This is a genomic window from Dactylosporangium sp. CS-047395 (genome assembly GCF_050942185.1).
Lineage (GTDB): Bacteria > Actinomycetota > Actinomycetes > Mycobacteriales > Micromonosporaceae > Dactylosporangium.
Map to the genome: position 1 here is coordinate 10196127 of NZ_CP192015.1, position 15936 is coordinate 10212062.

Annotated in this window: 13 protein-coding genes and 1 pseudogene; 7 read left to right on the top strand and 7 right to left on the bottom strand. The window is 71.8% G+C overall.

Annotated features, from left to right (window positions below):
• Nucleotides 1–917: 917 nt before the first annotated feature.
• Nucleotides 918–1718 carry an MOSC domain-containing protein gene (locus tag ACQP00_RS47620; protein ID WP_433210368.1) on the bottom strand — a complete coding sequence of 267 codons (801 nt, stop codon included), beginning with the start codon at nucleotides 1716–1718 and terminating at the stop codon, nucleotides 918–920.
• 106 nt (nucleotides 1719–1824) lie between these two features.
• On the opposite strand from ACQP00_RS47620, the gene ACQP00_RS47625 reads away from it, so the two are divergent.
• The 7 genes and pseudogenes from ACQP00_RS47625 (at nucleotide 1825) to hutH (ending at nucleotide 10449) form a co-directional block, all read left to right on the top strand.
• Entirely contained in the window at nucleotides 1825–2688 is an 864-nt protein-coding gene (locus tag ACQP00_RS47625) for a MurR/RpiR family transcriptional regulator (RefSeq protein WP_433210370.1), read from the top strand.
• Between the two features lie 9 nt (nucleotides 2689–2697).
• Nucleotides 2698–4344, top strand: a pseudogene (gene hutU / locus ACQP00_RS47630) (urocanate hydratase); the annotation flags it as partial.
• A 227-nt stretch (nucleotides 4345–4571) separates the two neighbouring features.
• Complete coding sequence (locus ACQP00_RS47635) at nucleotides 4572–5777, top strand: allantoate amidohydrolase (RefSeq protein ID WP_433210372.1); 1206 nt, start codon at nucleotides 4572–4574, stop codon at nucleotides 5775–5777.
• Nucleotides 5774–6358 carry a hypothetical protein gene (locus tag ACQP00_RS47640; protein WP_433210374.1) on the top strand — a complete coding sequence of 195 codons (585 nt, stop codon included), beginning with the start codon at nucleotides 5774–5776 and terminating at the stop codon, nucleotides 6356–6358. Before ACQP00_RS47635 ends, ACQP00_RS47640 begins: the two co-directional genes overlap by 4 nt.
• Complete coding sequence (locus ACQP00_RS47645) at nucleotides 6355–7716, top strand: formimidoylglutamate deiminase (RefSeq protein ID WP_433210376.1); 1362 nt, start codon at nucleotides 6355–6357, stop codon at nucleotides 7714–7716. The genes ACQP00_RS47640 and ACQP00_RS47645 overlap by 4 nt, the downstream gene beginning before the upstream one ends.
• 46 nt (nucleotides 7717–7762) lie before the next feature.
• Complete coding sequence (gene hutI, locus ACQP00_RS47650; protein WP_433210378.1) at nucleotides 7763–8932, top strand: imidazolonepropionase; 1170 nt, start codon at nucleotides 7763–7765, stop codon at nucleotides 8930–8932.
• Nucleotides 8929–10449 (top strand): histidine ammonia-lyase, encoded by a 1521-nt coding sequence (hutH, locus tag ACQP00_RS47655; RefSeq protein ID WP_433210380.1) that lies wholly within the window; start codon nucleotides 8929–8931, stop codon nucleotides 10447–10449. The genes hutI and hutH overlap by 4 nt, the downstream gene beginning before the upstream one ends.
• Nucleotides 10450–10615: 166 nt before the next feature.
• On the opposite strand, the gene rdgB is transcribed toward hutH, so the two are convergent.
• From rdgB to ACQP00_RS47685, 6 genes are all read right to left on the bottom strand, one after another.
• Nucleotides 10616–11212 carry an RdgB/HAM1 family non-canonical purine NTP pyrophosphatase gene (gene rdgB / locus ACQP00_RS47660; RefSeq protein WP_433210382.1) on the bottom strand — a complete coding sequence of 199 codons (597 nt, stop codon included), beginning with the start codon at nucleotides 11210–11212 and terminating at the stop codon, nucleotides 10616–10618.
• Complete coding sequence (rph, locus tag ACQP00_RS47665) at nucleotides 11209–11937, bottom strand: ribonuclease PH (protein WP_433210384.1); 729 nt, start codon at nucleotides 11935–11937, stop codon at nucleotides 11209–11211. The genes rdgB and rph overlap by 4 nt, the downstream gene beginning before the upstream one ends.
• A 34-nt stretch (nucleotides 11938–11971) precedes the next feature.
• Complete coding sequence (locus ACQP00_RS47670; protein ID WP_433210386.1) at nucleotides 11972–12778, bottom strand: SGNH/GDSL hydrolase family protein; 807 nt, start codon at nucleotides 12776–12778, stop codon at nucleotides 11972–11974.
• Between the two features lie 39 nt (nucleotides 12779–12817).
• Entirely contained in the window at nucleotides 12818–13933 is a 1116-nt protein-coding gene (locus ACQP00_RS47675) for a glycosyltransferase (RefSeq protein WP_433210388.1), read from the bottom strand.
• Nucleotides 13930–15078 carry a glycosyltransferase family 4 protein gene (locus tag ACQP00_RS47680; protein WP_433210390.1) on the bottom strand — a complete coding sequence of 383 codons (1149 nt, stop codon included), beginning with the start codon at nucleotides 15076–15078 and terminating at the stop codon, nucleotides 13930–13932. Before ACQP00_RS47680 ends, ACQP00_RS47675 begins: the two co-directional genes overlap by 4 nt.
• Before the next feature lie 67 nt (nucleotides 15079–15145).
• Nucleotides 15146–15898 carry an MBL fold metallo-hydrolase gene (locus tag ACQP00_RS47685; RefSeq protein ID WP_433210392.1) on the bottom strand — a complete coding sequence of 251 codons (753 nt, stop codon included), beginning with the start codon at nucleotides 15896–15898 and terminating at the stop codon, nucleotides 15146–15148.
• Between the last annotated feature and the right edge of the window lie 38 nt (nucleotides 15899–15936).

Sequence of the window (15936 nt, forward strand, 5' to 3'; positions counted from 1 at the left end):
CCCCCAGCGTCTCCCCGCCTCCCGCCAAACACACCAGCCACCTCCGCCGCACGACCCGCGCCTTACACGACCGGCGCCCCACACGACCGCACCACCGCAAACGACCGCCACCACCGCAGAACCGGCACCCCACGCCACCGGCGCCACCGCACAACCGACGCCCCGCACAACCGGCGCCCCGCACACCCGACGCCCCGCATACCCGACGCCCCGCACCATCGGCGCCACCGCACCACCGGCACCCCGCACCACCGGCACCCCGCACACCCGACGCCCCGCACCATCGGCGCCACCGCACCACCGACACCCCACGCCACCGGCACCCCGCACCATCGGCGCCACCGCACCATCGGCGCCCCGCACAACCGGCACCCCACACAACCGGCACCCCACACAACCGGCACCCCACACAACCGGCGCCCCACACCACCGGCGCCACCGCACGATCCGCACTCACGCGACCGGCGCCCTGCACGCAGCGTCTCGCGACAGGCCCCACACTGGCCCAACGCTGCCCGCGCCTCGTGTGAGGCCCGCCGCCAATGCCGCCGGTCCGGGCAGTTCAAACCCCGACGGTGATCTCACCGGCCACGAGTCGTGCCCAAGGCACCGCGTGCGGCCAGGCTCAAATCATTGCCCTTCCTCCCTTTGAGACTTAAAGCTTTTCGTTCCTGACTCGCCCCCATAGCACCGTCGGCCCCCACCACGCCCGCGGCCCGACCCGAACCCCATTGGACCGCCCGCTGCCGGGCGCGCCTCAGCGGGAACCACGGATCCGTCCGTAATTGTTCAAAAGCGTGCCGTCCAAGCGGCCACTGATCTTTTGACCGACCACGGCCGTCACAACGCCGCAGGTCTTGCCGTATGCGCAGCAGGAAGCGCAGCGAACGGCTACCCAGAAAGACCCAGCACCGCCCTCAGCGCAGCGTGATCTCGTCGCCGACAGCGATTTTGCCGCGAGCGTCCGGAATGAGGTTGATGCCGAACAGCAGCCCCTCGGGGAACCGCCGCCGCTTACCCAGCACCGACAGCGGCTGCCGGCCCTTCTCCTGCGTCTCCTGGTCGATCGTGGTCAGCACGCACCGGGAGCAGGCCTTGGGCGCCCGGAAGACCACGTCGCCGATGACGACGCGCCGGCCGATCCAGTCGTCCTCCGCCCAGGCGGGCGCACCGGCGACAACGGCGTTGGGGCGGAAGCGGGTCATCGGAACCGGCTCCGCGCCCTCCTCGGCGAGCCAGTCGTTCACCGCACCCAGCGAGGCCTCGTTGGTCAGCAGCAGCGGGAACCCGTCCGCGAAGCTGACCGTGTCGCCCGGCGTCGCGTACTCCGCGTCGACCGCCCGCCGCGTCGGATCGTCGAGGTAGAACAGGCGCGCGGGCCGCCCGATCGCCTCCGACAACCAGCGGTTCGCGGCGTCCCCCGCGGACGTCGCGGCGATCCACTGGAAGAAGTGCTTGATGTCGGTCGTCTCCGTCGAGGGGTACGGCACCTCGATCGGAGTCGCGCCCGCCGCTTCGAGCACGAGCCCCTGGTTGGTGTACCGCGGGCGCACCCGTCCCATCGCGGGCCAGTCCCGCTGCGTGATCAGCTTGGCGGCCTCGTCGACGACCATCCACCGCCGATCGCCCGCCAGCCCCCACGGCTCGACTTCTGCGTTGTCTGCCTCCACGCGATAGCAGCTCTTGATCGGGTAGGTCGCCAGGTAGCTCAGCCGCACGATCCGAGAGTCGCATGTCGCACCCCCTTCCCGCCATCGTCCCGCCACCATTCTGAATGACTCCATGCACTTGACGCAATCCTGAAAGTCGACTTACAGTCCCTCCATGACCCAAAACCCGCGCCAGCGGATACTCGACCTCTTCGACGGACAGCGACTCACGCCCGTCCAGCGCCGCATCGCGCGCATCCTGGTCGAGCACGCGGGGCGGGCCGGCTACCTCTCCAGCGGCGACCTGGCGACCCTCGCCGGCGTCAGCCAGCCCTCGGTGACCAGGTTCGCGATGGCGCTGGGCTTCGAGGGCTACCCGGCGCTGCGGGACCAGCTGCGGGTCACGATCGACGGCTACCGGCACAGCCCCTCCACAATGGACGAATCCGATGAGTCCGCCCCCGTCAGCGAGTTCGAACAGGCGCTCGGCGACGAGATCGGCAACCTGCAGCGGCTCGCCGACACGCTGAAGGACCCCGCGCCGCTGGCGGAGGCGGGCCGGCTGCTCATGTCGAGCCGGCCGCTGCCGGTCCTCGGCCTCCGGGCGGCCGCGGCGCTGTCGGGAGCGTTCGCCTATTTCGCGGCGAAGGTCCACCCGGATGTGCGGCTGGTGCACGAGCAGGGCAGCCTGCTCGCGGATCGCTTGGAACAGGCACGCGCGGCCGGTGCAGTTGCCATGCTGGCGTTTGTGCTGCCCCGATACCCGCGCGAGGCGGTCGACGCGCTCCGCGAGGCGCGGGCCGCAGGGCTTCGTGTGGTCACGGTGACCGACTCCCCAGTCAGCCCGGCGGCCGCGGAGTCCGACCTGGTCCTGCCGGCGCCGGTCGGCTCCCGCCTGGTGTTCGACATGCACGCCGCGCCGATGGCCATGGTGACGATGCTGCTGCAGGCGATGTGCGACTCCGCCCCGGCCGAAACCCAGGAGCGGCTCGAGGCCTTCGAACGCTCCGCCGCCACCCGTCAGGTATTCCTGCCTTAGCCGAGGAGAATCATGGAACCAATCCGTGCCCCTCGGGGCACCCAGTTGACGGCGCGAGGATGGCAACAGGAAGCCGCCCTGCGCATGCTCATGAACAACCTCGACCCTGACGTCGCGGAGCGTCCGCAGGACCTGGTGGTCTACGGCGGCACCGGCAAGGCAGCCCGCGACTGGCCCTCCTACCGCGCACTGGTCCGCACGCTGACCACCCTCGCGCCCGACGAGACGATGCTGGTGCAGTCCGGCCGCCCGATCGGCGTCCTGCAGACACACGAGTGGGCGCCCCGGGTCCTGATCGCCAACTCCAACCTCGTCGGCGACTGGGCCAACTGGCCCGAGTTCCGCCGGCTGGAGGCGCTCGGCCTCACGATGTACGGCCAGATGACCGCCGGCTCCTGGATCTACATCGGAACGCAGGGCATCCTGCAGGGCACCTACGAGACATTCGCGGCCGTGGCGGAGAAGCGGTTCGGCGGCACCCTCGCCGGCACGCTGACGGTCACCGCGGGCTGCGGCGGCATGGGCGGCGCACAGCCGCTCGCGGTCACCATGAACGGCGGAGTCTGCCTGATCATAGACGTCGACCGGGCCCGCCTGGAGCGCCGGGTCGCCACCCGCTACCTCGACGTCGTCGCCGACTCGCTGGAGGACGGCGTCCGGCTCGCCCTCGAGGCCAAAACCGGCCGCAAGGCGCTGTCGGTCGGGGTCGTGGGCAACGCCGCGGTACTGCTGCCGGAACTGCTCCGGATGGGCGTCGCGGTCGACATCGTGACCGACCAGACCTCCGCGCACGACCCGCTGTCCTACGTACCGAGCGGAATCGCGCCCGAGGACGCGGCCGACTACGCGGCCAAGAAGCCCGAGGAGTTCACGGACCGGGCCCGCCAGTCCATGGCCCGGCACGTCGAGGCCATGGTCGGCTTCCTCGACCACGGCGCCGAGGTGTTCGACTACGGCAACTCGATCCGGGGCGAGGCCCAGCTGGGCGGCTTCGATCGGGCGTTCGCGTTCCCGGGGTTCGTCCCGGCGTACATCCGACCGCTCTTCTGCCAGGGCAAGGGTCCCTTCCGCTGGGCCGCCCTGTCCGGCAACCCCGCCGATATCGCCGCGACCGACCGCGCGATCCTCGACCTCTTCCCGGAGAACGAGTCGCTGCACCGCTGGATCACGATGGCCCGCGAGCGCGTCGCGTTCCAGGGCCTGCCCGCCCGCATCTGCTGGCTCGGCCAGGGCGAGCGCGACCGCGCCGGCCTCCGCTTCAACGAGATGGTCGCCGACGGCACCCTCGAAGCACCGATCGTGATCGGCCGAGACCACCTGGACACCGGCTCCGTCGCCTCGCCGTACCGCGAAACCGAGTCCATGCGCGACGGCTCCGACGCCATCGCCGACTGGCCCCTGCTCAACGCCCTGGTCAACACCGCCTCGGGCGCCTCCTGGGTCTCCATCCACCACGGCGGCGGCGTCGGCATCGGCCGCTCCATCCACGCAGGCCAGGTCTCGGTCGCCGACGGCACCGCCCTCGCCGCACAAAAGCTGGCCCGGGTCCTCACCAACGACCCCGCCATGGGTGTACTGCGACACGTCGACGCCGGCTACGAGGACGCCACCGACGTCGCCGACGCACACAGCCTCCGAGTCCCGATGCGCGAGGCGCCCACGGACGAGCGGACCGACGAGCGGACGCCGACCAGCGGAACCGGACCGCGCGAGCAGGTGCGGGTCAACAGCGCCGGAGCCACCGAGCAGACGGCAGCCACGGCCGGCCTGACCGAAACGACCGGTCTGACAGTCCAGCCGCCCCAGGCCAGCAGCGGCCCGACAGGTAGTGGAAGCGCCGAACACGGCCAGGCCAGCGACGGAGGGGCTGGTGAGCGGGCGTGATGAGTGCTGAGCGGTTTGCCGCGCTGTGGGAGTCGCTGAGTCCGGTCGGGAAGGCCGGGGACGACGGCGGGTACGTGCGGCACTCCTGGACCGACACCGACCTGGTGTGCCGGGAGTGGTTCGTCGAGGAGGCGCTCGACCGCGACCTCGAAGTCGAGATCGACCGGAACGGCAACCTGTGGGCCTGGTGGGGCGAGCCGGAGCAGGGCGGCGCCGTGGTCACCGGGAGCCACCTCGACTCGGTGCCGCACGGCGGCGGGTACGACGGGCCGCTCGGGGTGGTGTCAGGGCTGCTCGCCATCGACCGGCTCCGGGAGCGGGGCGTGAAACCGGCGAAGCCCGTGGCGGTCGTGGTGTTCACCGAGGAGGAGGGATCGCGGTTCGGGGTACCGTGCCTGGGCTCCCGGCTGATGACCGGCGCCTTCGATCCGGCCAAGGCGCTGCGGCTGCGGGACCGGGAGGGCTTCCACCTCGCCGAGGCGATCGGCCGGGCCGGGCTCGACCCGGAGCGGCTGGGGCCCGATCCGGAGCGGCTGGCACGCATCGGGGCGTTCGTCGAACTGCACATCGAGCAGGGACGGGCGCTCGACCACCTCGACGCTCCGGTGGGCGTGGCGAGTGCGATCTGGCCGCATGGGCGGTACCGGTTCGACTTCACCGGTGAGGGGAACCACGCCGGGACGACGCGGATGTCGGACCGGCACGATCCGATGCTCACGCTCGCGGCCACGGTGCTGGCGACGGACGAGGTCGCCCGGATGCACGGCGCGCACGCCACCGTCGGACGGGTCGATGTCGCGCCGAACGCCACCAACGCGATCGCCTCGCGGGCGTCGGCCTGGCTGGACGCCCGAGCCGCAGACGGTGAGACGCTGCAGAAGCTGGTCGACGCGATCCGCCAGCGAGCCGAGCGGCGGGCGCGGCTCGACGGCACCCAGGTCGCCATGGCCACCGAGTCACTGACCGGCGAGGTCGCCTTCACCGGCGACGTCAGCCGGCTGGCCGCGCTCGAACTACACGCACCCGTACTCCCCACCGGCGCCGGCCACGACGCCGGCGTGCTGGCCGGGCACGTCGACACCGCGATGCTGTTCGTCCGCAACCCGACGGGCATCTCCCACGCCCCGCAGGAGTCCGCCTCCCACGCCGACTGCGCCGCCGGGGTGGAGAAGCTCACCGACCTCTTGGGCCGGCTATGCCAGTGACCCGACCTCACGCGATCTCGAACGGCCGCCAGCTCGCAGACCCAGCCAACCGCGCCGGTGATGAAAGCGCCGGCGCTCTGACCGACCGCCCCTTCGGAGATGCGCCGAGCACAGGCCCCGTCGCCACGACCGGTGTCGGGGGTCAGAGCGACCGCACCTTCGGAAGCGCGGCGAGCACAGGCCCCGTCGCCACGACCGGTGTCGGGGGTCAGAGCGACCGCACCTTCGGAAGCACGGCGAGCACAGGCCCCGTCGCCACGACCGGCGTCGGCGCTCCGACCGACCGCACCTTCGGAAGCACGGCGATCACCGGCCCCGTCGCCACGACCGGCATTGCGGGTCGGACCGACCTCGACCTCGACCTCGACCTCGGCATCGGCATCGGCATCGGCATCGGCATCGGCATCGGCATCGGCATCGGCATCGTGGGCGAACGCGAAGTCCGCACCATGGTCGGACGCGGCATCGGGGTCATGGGCAGCCGCAACGTCACCGTCATGAGCGGGCTCAAGGTCGGCGTTCCGAGAAGGCGCAGTGTCGGTGGGAAGTGTGGCGAGCGGGTAGGGCAGCCATGTCGGTGACGCGGTTTCACTGTGCGCATGCCTGGTTGCCGGGTGGGGTGGCCGATGACGTGCTGGTCGAAGTTGCGGGCGGCCGGTTCGTGGGTGTGCGGGCGGGGATTCCCGTGGATGCGACTGAGGCTGAGGGTGCGGTTCGGCTCGCCGGGGTGACGTTGCCGGGGCTGGCGAATGCGCACTCGCATGCGTTTCATCGGGCCTTGCGGGGGCGGACCCAGCGGGAGCGGGGAACGTTCTGGACGTGGCGGGAGCAGATGTACGCCGTTGCGGGGGCGCTCGATCCGGACTCGTATCACGCGCTGGCTACCGCGGTGTACGGGGAGATGGCGTTGGCCGGGATCACGTGTGTGGGCGAGTTTCACTACCTGCATCACGGGCCTGGCGGAGTGCGGTACGCGGACCCGAACGCGATGAGTGAGGCGCTCATCGCGGCGGCGGCGGATGCGGGGATCAGGATCACGCTGCTCGACACGCTGTATCTGACGGCGGGGGTCGGCGGGGAGGCTTTGCAGGGGGTACAACTTCGGTTTGGGGATGGGTCCTTCGAGGGCTGGTCGAGCCGGCTCGATCGGCTGCGGGGGCGGCCCCACGTCCGGCTCGGGGCGGCGGCGCACAGTGTGCGGGCGGTGCCGGCCGAGGTGCTGGCGGCGTTTGCCGAGCGGACCGATGGGATGCCGACCCACGTGCACCTCTCCGAGCAGCGCGCCGAGAACGAGGCGTGTTTGGCGGTGCACGGGCGTACGCCGACGGAGTTGCTCGCCGATCACGGTTTGCTGGGTGGGCGGGTGACGGCGGTGCACGCGACGCACCTGTCGGACACGGATCGGACTGAGCTCGGGGATAGCGGCACCGGGGTGTGTTTCTGCCCTACGACCGAGCGGGATCTGGCTGACGGGATCGGGCACGCGCGGGCGCTGGTCGAGGCCGGGAGTCCGCTGAGTCTGGGCAGTGACAGCCACGCGGTGATCGATCTGTTCGAGGAGGCGCGCGGGGTGGAGATGCACGAGCGGCTGCACACCGAGCATCGCGGGCATTTCACCGCGGGTGAGCTGATCGATGCGGCGACGGTGGCCGGGCATGCGGCACTCGGGTGGCCACACGCCGGGTCGATCGCGGTCGGGGCGCGGGCGGATCTGGTGAGCGTGGCGCTCGACTCCCCGCGTACGGCCGGCTGCGAACCGGCGGCCATCGCCTTCGCGGCCACCGCGGCGGATGTGCGGCACGTGGTGGTGGACGGCCGGGTGGTCGTGCGCGACGGGGTGCACCTGGCGATCGGCGACGTCGGAGCGGCGCTGGCGGAGGCGATCGCGATGCTCAGCGACCGCGCCACCAACGCCGAACGGATCGGGGCCACGCGATGAGGGCGCCGCTGGTCGGAGAGAACGCTGCGCGAATCGGGGCGGGGCGATGAGGTCGCTGCTGGTCACCAATATCGGCGAGCTGGTCACCGGCGATCCGAACTGGGGTGAGGGACCGCTCGGCATCAGGCGGAACGCGGCGCTGGTTATCGACGATCGGCGGGTCGAGTGGATCGGGCGGGCCGGGGACACGCCGGCGGCCGATGCGCGGCTCGATGTCGATGGGGCGGCGGTGCTGCCGGGGTTCGTGGACAGTCACTCGCACCTGGTGTTCGGGGGTGATCGGGCGGCGGAGTTCGCGGCGCGGATGGCGGGGCAGAAGTACACGGGCGGTGGAATTCGCACGACCGTCGGGGCCACGCGGGCCGCCGATGACGGGCAGTTGCGGGCGAACGTGGCGCGGCTGCGGAACGAGGCGCTGCGGCAGGGCACGACGACGATGGAGATCAAGTCGGGGTACGGGTTGAGTGTGGCCGACGAGGCTCGGTCGTTGCGGATCGCTCGGGAGTTCAGCGGCGAGACGACGTTTCTCGGGGCGCATGTGGTGCCGGCGGAGTATGCGGACCGTACCGACGACTATGTGAGCCTCGTGTGCGGGCCGATGCTGTCGGCGGCGCGCGGGGCCGGGGCGAAGTGGATCGACGTGTTCTGTGAGCGGGGGGCGTTCGACGCCGACCATTCGCGGGCGATCCTGACCGTGGGGGCGGCCGAAGGGCTGGGTGTGCGGGTGCACGCGAATCAGCTGTCGGAGGGGCCCGGCGTACAGCTGGCGGTGGAACTGAACGCGGCGTCGGCGGACCACTGCACCCATCTGTCGGAACGGGACATCGCGGCGCTGGCCGGATCGGGCACCGTGGCGACGTTGTTGCCGGGGGCGGAGTTTTCGACGCGGTCGCCGTACCCGCCGGCTCGGAAACTCATCGACGCGGGGGCGGTCGTGGCGCTGGCCACGGACTGCAATCCCGGGTCCTCGTACACGACGTCGATGCCGTTCTGCATCGCGCTCGCCGTGCGCGAGATGGCCATGACGCCGGCCGAGGCCGTGCTTGCCGCTACGCGCGGTGGGGCGGCGGCGTTGCGCCGGGATGACATCGGGCGGCTGACGTACGGGGCGCGCGGCGACCTCGTCGTGCTGGACGCCCCCTCGTACGTGCACCTGGCCTACCGGCCCGGGGTGCCGCTCACCAACCACGTCGTGCTCAATGGGGAGCTGGTTTGATCACCATCACCGCCTCTGGCATCAGTCCCGACGACCTGATCGCGGTCGCCCGGGCCAACGCGCGGGTGACCCTCGCGCCGGACGCGCTCGACGCCATGCGGGCGAGCCGGTCCATTGTGGACGCGATCGAGCGGGACGGGCGCCCGGTGTACGGGGTGTCGACCGGGTTCGGGGCGCTGGCCAACACGTTCATCGCGCCGGAGCGACGGGCCGAGCTGCAGCACGCGCTGATCAGGTCGCATGCGGCCGGGGTCGGGGCGCCGATGCCGCGGGAGGTGGTCCGGGCGATGATGCTGCTGCGGATTCGCTCGCTGGCGATGGGGCGGTCGGGCGTGCGGCCGGAGGTCGCGCAGGCGCTCGTCGAGTTGCTCAACGCCGACATCACGCCGTGGGTGCCGGAGCACGGGTCGCTCGGGGCCTCCGGCGATCTTGCCCCGCTGGCCCATTGCGCGCTGGTGCTGATCGGCGAGGGATGGGTACTGGCGAAGGACGGCACCCGGATCACCGCGCTCGACGCCGGGGTGTCGCCGATCGCGCTCTCCTCGAAGGAGGGGCTGGCGCTGATCAACGGCACCGACGGCATGCTCGGCATGCTGATCATGGCCATCGAGGACGCGCGGCACCTGTTCACGATGGCGGACATCACGGCGGCGCTGTCGATCGAGGCGATGCTCGGGTCCGACCGGCCGTTCATGCCGGAGTTGCACGAGATCCGGCCGCATCCGGGGCAGGCGGCGTCGGCGGCGAACCTCCACCGGCTGCTGCAGGGCTCGCCGATCATGGATTCGCACCGGGACGACCTGGTGCACGCGGTGCAGGACGCGTACTCGATGCGGTGCGCGCCGCAGGTGGCCGGGGCGGCGCGGGACACGCTGGAGTTCGCGGCGACGGTGGCCGGGCGGGAGCTGCGCTCGATCGTAGACAACCCGGTGGTGCTGACCGACGGGCGGGTCGAGTCGACGGGCAACTTCCACGGGGCGCCGCTCGGGTTCGCCGCGGACTACCTGGCGATCGCGGCGTCGGAGGTCGGGGCGATCGCCGAGCGGCGGGTCGACCGGCTGCTCGACGTGACCCGCTCGCGGGACCTGCCGCCGTTCCTGACGCCGGACGCGGGCGTGAACTCGGGGCTGATGATCGCGCAGTACACGGCGGCGGGAATCGTCGCGGAGAACCGGCGGCTGGCCGCACCGGCAAGCGTCGACTCGCTGCCGACGTCGGGGATGCAGGAAGACCACGTGTCGATGGGGTGGGCGGCGACCAAGAAGCTGCGGACCGTGCTCGACAACCTGTGCAGCATTCTCGCGGTCGAGCTGCTTTCGGGTGTACGGGGCATTCAGCTGCGAACCCCGCTCGAACCGTCGCCGGCCGGGAAGCTGGCGGTCGAACTGGTCGAACAGTTCGCGGGCGGACCGGGCCCGGACGTGTTCCTCGCCCCGGTGATGGAAGCGGCCCGCGGCATGGTGCGGTCGCGGGAGCTGAAAAAGGCGATCGAACAGGTAGCGGGGCCGCTCGCATAGAAGCTCAGCAGCAAGCGGCCCCCACCGAAAGCCGGAAACGGCCACCGCCGAAAGCCGACGCCGGAAAGCGGCCACCGCCGAAAACCGAAGCCGGAAGCGGCCACCCTTAAAAACCGGAAGCGGCCGCCACCGAAAACCGGAAGCGGCCGCGCCAGGAAAGAAGCAGCTACAAAACGGCGGCAAGGGCGCGGAAGGCGATCCCCCGATGGCTGATCGCGTCCTTCGCCTCGGGCGAAAGCTCCGCGGTCGTTTCCGTGTGCCCGTCCGCGACGAAGATCGGGTCGTACCCGAACCCGCCGTCGCCACGCGGCGCGCGGATCAGCCGGCCGCGCATCTCGCCGCGGAAGACCTGCTCGCGGCCGTCCGGGTGGACCAGGGCGGCCGCGCAGACGAAGGCCGCGCCCAGGTGCTCGTCCGGCACGTCCCCGACCTGCGCGAGCACGAGACGAAGGTTGGCCCCGTCGCGGTCGGGTGCGCCGCTGGGCAGCCCCGACCAGCGCGCCGAGAAGACGCCGGGCATTCCGTTGAGCGCGTCCACGGCCAGGCCGGAGTCGTCGCCGATGCTGGGCAGCCCGGTGTACTGCACCGCCTCACGGGCCTTGAGCAGCGCGTTCTCCTCGAAGGTGAGCCCGGTCTCGGGCGCCTCGGGGTAGGTGTCGACGTCGTCGAGGCCGACGAGCTCGATGTGCGGCGCCGAGGACTCCAGGACGCGGCGCAGCTCCACGAGCTTCTTCTTGTTCCGGGTCGCGAGCAGCAGCTTCATCCGGCCAGCGCCTTCTGCTGCAGCGTGGTCAGCTCGGCGCAGCCCCGCGCGCCCAGGTCGACGAGCGTGTCGAGCTCGGCGCGGGTGAAGATGCCCTGCTCGCCGGTGCCCTGGACCTCGACGAACTCGCCGTTGCCGGTGCACACCACGTTCATGTCGACGTCCGCGATCACGTCCTCCTCGTAGCAGAGGTCGAGGCGCGGGTCGCCGGCGATGATCCCGACCGAGACGGCGGCGACCGAGCGGTGCAGCACGTCGGCGGGCTTGCCGGCGAGCTTGCGCTGGGTGGCGAGCCAGCCCACGGCGTCGTGGAGGGCGACATACGCGCCGGTGATCGCGGCCGTGCGGGTGCCGCCGTCGGCCTGCAGCACGTCGCAGTCCAGGACGATCGAGTTCTCGCCGAGGGCCTTCAGGTCGATGCAGGCGCGCAGGCTGCGACCGATCAAACGCGAGATTTCGTGGGTACGGCCACCGATCTTGCCCTTCACGCTCTCGCGGTCGCTGCGGGTGGTGGTGGCGCGCGGGAGCATCGAGTACTCGGCGGTCAGCCAGCCCAGGCCGGAGCCCTTGCGCCAGCGCGGCACGCCCTCGGTGACGCTGGCGGTGCACAGCACGCGGGTGGCGCCGAACTCGATGAGCACGGATCCCTCCGGGTGCATGCTCCACTGGCGGGTGATCGATACGGGTCGGAGCTGGTCGGCGTTACGTCCATCGGGTCGGGCCATGACAGCCAGCCTACGGAAACGCCGCACCACGGCCTCAGGCGACCTTCCCGGAAACCGCCACGGAGTCCAACTCCAAAGGCGAGCCGTGCCGCCACTCGGACCAGGCGAGCCGCGCCAGGCCGGGCAGCAGGTCGGTCGAGCGGCGGATCACCCAGTGCGTCCCCGCCGTGGACAGCCACAGGCCCTGCGCGAGCTTCGACGGCGGCCGGCTGCTCGGCTCCGGCGACGGCCGCTGCGGGTCCAGCCCGTCCGCGAGCAGCGACTTCACGACCCCGCGCTCGTCCAGCAGGTCGAAGAACGAGCAGGCCAGGAACCGGTGCCCGCGCTCGCTCGGGTGCAGGCGATCGACGCTCCACATGTCCCGCTGGTACGAGTCCGGGTGCCCGGCCGCGTCGAAGTGCACGGTGTCGTACTGCACCGCGATCCGGTCCGCCGCCTCGTTGATCTCGGCCATCCGGCGGGCGAGCGGGCGGGCCAGCGGACCGGGCAGGCCGAAGATGGCGCCGGGGGCGGGCAGCCGGATGGTGAGCACCTCCGCCCCCGACTCGCGCAGCGTGCCGACGGTCCGCTCGAGGTGCCCGGCGAACCGGGTCGCGTCGAACGGATCGCGCAGCGTGTCGTTGGTCCCGATGACCACGGCGGCGACGGTCGGGGCCACCGCCAGGGCCTTGGGCAGCTGGTCGCGCTCCAGGTCGTGGACGCGGGCCCCGCTGGTCGAGAAGTTGTGCAGCCGCAGGCCGAGCGCCTGGGCGAAGATCGGCGCCCAGCCGCGCCACTTGCCTTTGACGCGGTCGCCGTAGCCCGCGGTGGTCGAATCACCAAGAGCAGCGAACACGGTCACAGGATCACCCCCGAAGAGCGGGTCCGGAGCAGGCACGGATCACGAGACCGCTCCGGACAGGACGAGCGAGTGGTGCACGGCGAGGAACCCGGCGACCGCGGCCGGCCAGGAGAACTGCTCGGCGCGGGCGCGGGCGGCGGCGCGACGGGCGGCGTCGGGGCGCTCGAGCACTTGCAGTACACCCGAAGCGAAATCGTTGGTGACGGCGACACCGGCGGCGCCGATCACCTCGGGCAGGGCGGACGCCGCGTCCACGACGACGGGCGTGCCGCAGGCCAGCGCCTCCAGGGCCGCCAGCCCGAAGGTCTCGATCGGTCCGGGCGCGATGACGACGTCGGCCGTGGCGAGCAGGGAGGCGACCGCGGTGCGCTCGGTCACGAACTCCATGAAGTGCACCTCGTGGCCCCGGGCCTGCTCCTGCAGCCGGGCGCGCAGCGGGCCGTCGCCGGCCACCACGAGCACCGCGTCGACCCCGCGCTTGCGCAGGGCCACCAGGGCGTCGACGGAACGCTCGGGCCGCTTCTCCGAGGAGAGCCGGCCGCAGTGCACGAGCAGCACCTGGTCCGGCTTGGCGTAGCGGGCCCGCAGGGTGTCGTCGTAGCGGGACGGGTTGAACAGCTCCAGGTCGACGCCGAGCGGCACCTGGGCGAGGTTGCCGGCCCCGATGCGCCGGAACTCGTTGGCGGCCCAGCCGGTCGTGCAGACGATCCGGTCGTACGAGCGGAAGCTGCGCGTGTTGAGCATGTTCGCCCACGGATTGCTCAGCGGGCCGGCGAACGTGAGCAGCCCGGCGAGGCTCTCGTGGGAGATCATCACGGACGGGATGCCGCGCTCGCGGGCCCAGCGGCCGGTCCAGCGCAGCGTGAAGCGGTCGGAGACCTCGAGCCGGTCGGGTTCGAGCCGCTCGAGCAGCTTCTGCAGCCGCCGCCGGGACAGGATCACGCGGTACCCGCCGGTGCCGGGCACGATCGGGCCGGGCAGCGTGATCACGCGGCCCTGCGAGGTCATCTCGTCGCCGTACTCGGACCCGGGCACGATGAGGATCGGCTCGTGACCGGCGGCGAGGTACCCCTCCCCGAGCGCCTGCAGCGCCGTGCGCAGGCCTCCGGAGCGCGGCATCACGAAGTTCGCGAGCCGCACTATGCGAGAGCTCATGCGGGAATCGGGACGGACCGCGCGGCGATGCCGCCCGAGTGCACGTCGACGTAGTGCTTGATCAGCTCGTCCCCCACCGCGGCCCAGGTCCGGGAGGCCACCGCCACGCGAGCGGCCACCCCCATCGCCAGGCGCCGGTCGGTGTCGTCGACCAGCGAGGCCACCGCCGCCACGAGCGAGGAGGCGTCGCACGGCGGGACCAGCAGGCCGGTGCGGCCGTCGTCGACCAGGTCCAGCGGGCCACCCTGGGCCGGCGCCACCACGGGTACGCCGCTGGCCAGGGCCTCCTGGATGGTCTGGCCGAACGTCTCGAACGGCCCGGTGTGCACGAAGAGGTCGAGGCTGGCGAAGATCCGGGCCAGCTGCGCCCCGCGCCGCTCGCCGAGGAAGACCGCGTCCGGCATGGCGCGCTCGAGGTTGGCCCGGGCGGGGCCGTCGCCGACCACGACCACCCGGACGCCGGGGATGCGGCTGACCGGGGCGAGGAGATCGACGCGCTTCTCGACGGCGAGCCGGCCGACGTAGCCGACGATCACCTGTCCTTCGGCGGCGACCGCGCGGCGCAGGGCGGCGGAGCGGTGTCCGGGGTCGAAGCGGGAGGCGTCCACGCCGCGGCGCCAGAGCCAGACCCGCTCGATGCCGTGGGAGTGCAGGGCGGTGGCGGCCGCGGTGGACGGGGCGAGGGTCCGGTCGGCGGCGTTGTGGATGTGCCGCAGCCAGCGCCAGGCGGCCTGCTCGCCGAGGTTCGACTTGTAGTACAGGCGGGCGTAGGCGGGCACGTCCGTCTGGTAGACGGCCACCGTGGGCAGGCCCAGCGACGCGGCGACGGTCATGCCCCGGGCGCCCAGCACGAACGGGCTGGCCAGGTGGACGAGGTCGGTGCGGTGCGCCTTCAGGGCGGTGGCCAGGCGGCGGCTGGGCAGCCCCAGCCGGAAGCTCCCATAGCCGGGCGTGGCCACGGAGGGCACCCGGATGATCGAGTACGGGAACGAGCCGGTGACCGAGCGCGCCCCGGAGGACGGCTGAGGAGCGATCACGAGCGGCTCGTGGCCACGCGCGACGAGGTGTTCGGCGACCCGGACGACGGAGTGGGCCACACCGTTCACATCGGGCGGGAACGATTCGGTGACGATCGCGATCCGCATGCCATGACCATGAGGGGGGTGTCCATGCATGCGGCCACAGTAGGTTGACCAGTCGGCAAACGGGGCCCTAAATGTCGTACCTGGCCCCGGGTCGGACGATATCAATTTGGCCAGCGAAGGCGCTCGATGCCGCTTCGAGGGTCAGGGCCTCGCTCCCCCACGCCGGGACCAGGTGCGTGAGCAGCAGCCGGCCGACCCCGGCCTTGGTGGCGTGCTCGGCCGCTTCCCGGCCGGTCAGGTGCAGGTCGGGCGGGTTGTCGACGCCGTCGAGGTAACTTGCCTCACACAGGAACGCGTCGGCGCCCTGGGCCAGCCGGATCAGGGCCTCGCAGGGCGCGGTGTCGGCCGAGTACGTGAGGACCTTGCCGTCGTGTTCGAGGCGCACGCCGTACGTCTCGATCGGATGGTTGACGCGGTCCACGGTCACGCCGAACGGGCCGATCGGGAAGCTGCCGGGCTGCAGGGCGTAGAAGGTGTACACGTCACCGATGGACATCGGCTCGTTCTCGCCGCCGTAGGCCGAGGAGATCCGCTCGGGGGCGTTCACCGGCGCGTAGACCGGCAGGGGCGGGAACGGGCCGGCGGGGGCGTAGCGGCGGGCCACGATGTACGAGCAGGCGTCGAGCATGTGGTCGCAGTGCAGGTGCGACAGCAGGATGGCGTCGACCGCGTAGAGGCTGCCGTAGCGCTGCAGCGCCGACATGGAGCCGGGCCCGAAGTCCATCAGCAGGCGGAAGCCGTCCGCCTCCACGAGGTAGGCGGAACAGGGCGCCTCCGGCCCCGGAAAGCTGCCGGCGCAGCCGAGAACCGTGAGCCTCATGATGCTGCCCTCAACCCGCCGTCTCCTCGTCTTCGTAC

Bases quoted from the DNA above. Each gene is read 5' to 3' on its own strand.
- ACQP00_RS47625 (WP_433210370.1), top strand. From the start codon at position 1,825: ATGACCCAAAACCCGCGCCAGCGGATACTCGACCTCTTCGACGGACAG.
- ACQP00_RS47635 (WP_433210372.1), top strand. From the start codon at position 4,572: ATGAGTGCTGAGCGGTTTGCCGCGCTGTGGGAGTCGCTGAGTCCGGTC.
- hutI (WP_433210378.1), top strand. From the start codon at position 7,763: ATGAGGTCGCTGCTGGTCACCAATATCGGCGAGCTGGTCACCGGCGAT.
- rdgB (WP_433210382.1), bottom strand. From the start codon at position 11,212: ATGAAGCTGCTGCTCGCGACCCGGAACAAGAAGAAGCTCGTGGAGCTG.
- rph (WP_433210384.1), bottom strand. From the start codon at position 11,937: ATGGCCCGACCCGATGGACGTAACGCCGACCAGCTCCGACCCGTATCG.
- ACQP00_RS47675 (WP_433210388.1), bottom strand. From the start codon at position 13,933: ATGAGCTCTCGCATAGTGCGGCTCGCGAACTTCGTGATGCCGCGCTCC.
- ACQP00_RS47680 (WP_433210390.1), bottom strand. From the start codon at position 15,078: ATGCGGATCGCGATCGTCACCGAATCGTTCCCGCCCGATGTGAACGGT.
- ACQP00_RS47685 (WP_433210392.1), bottom strand. From the start codon at position 15,898: ATGAGGCTCACGGTTCTCGGCTGCGCCGGCAGCTTTCCGGGGCCGGAG.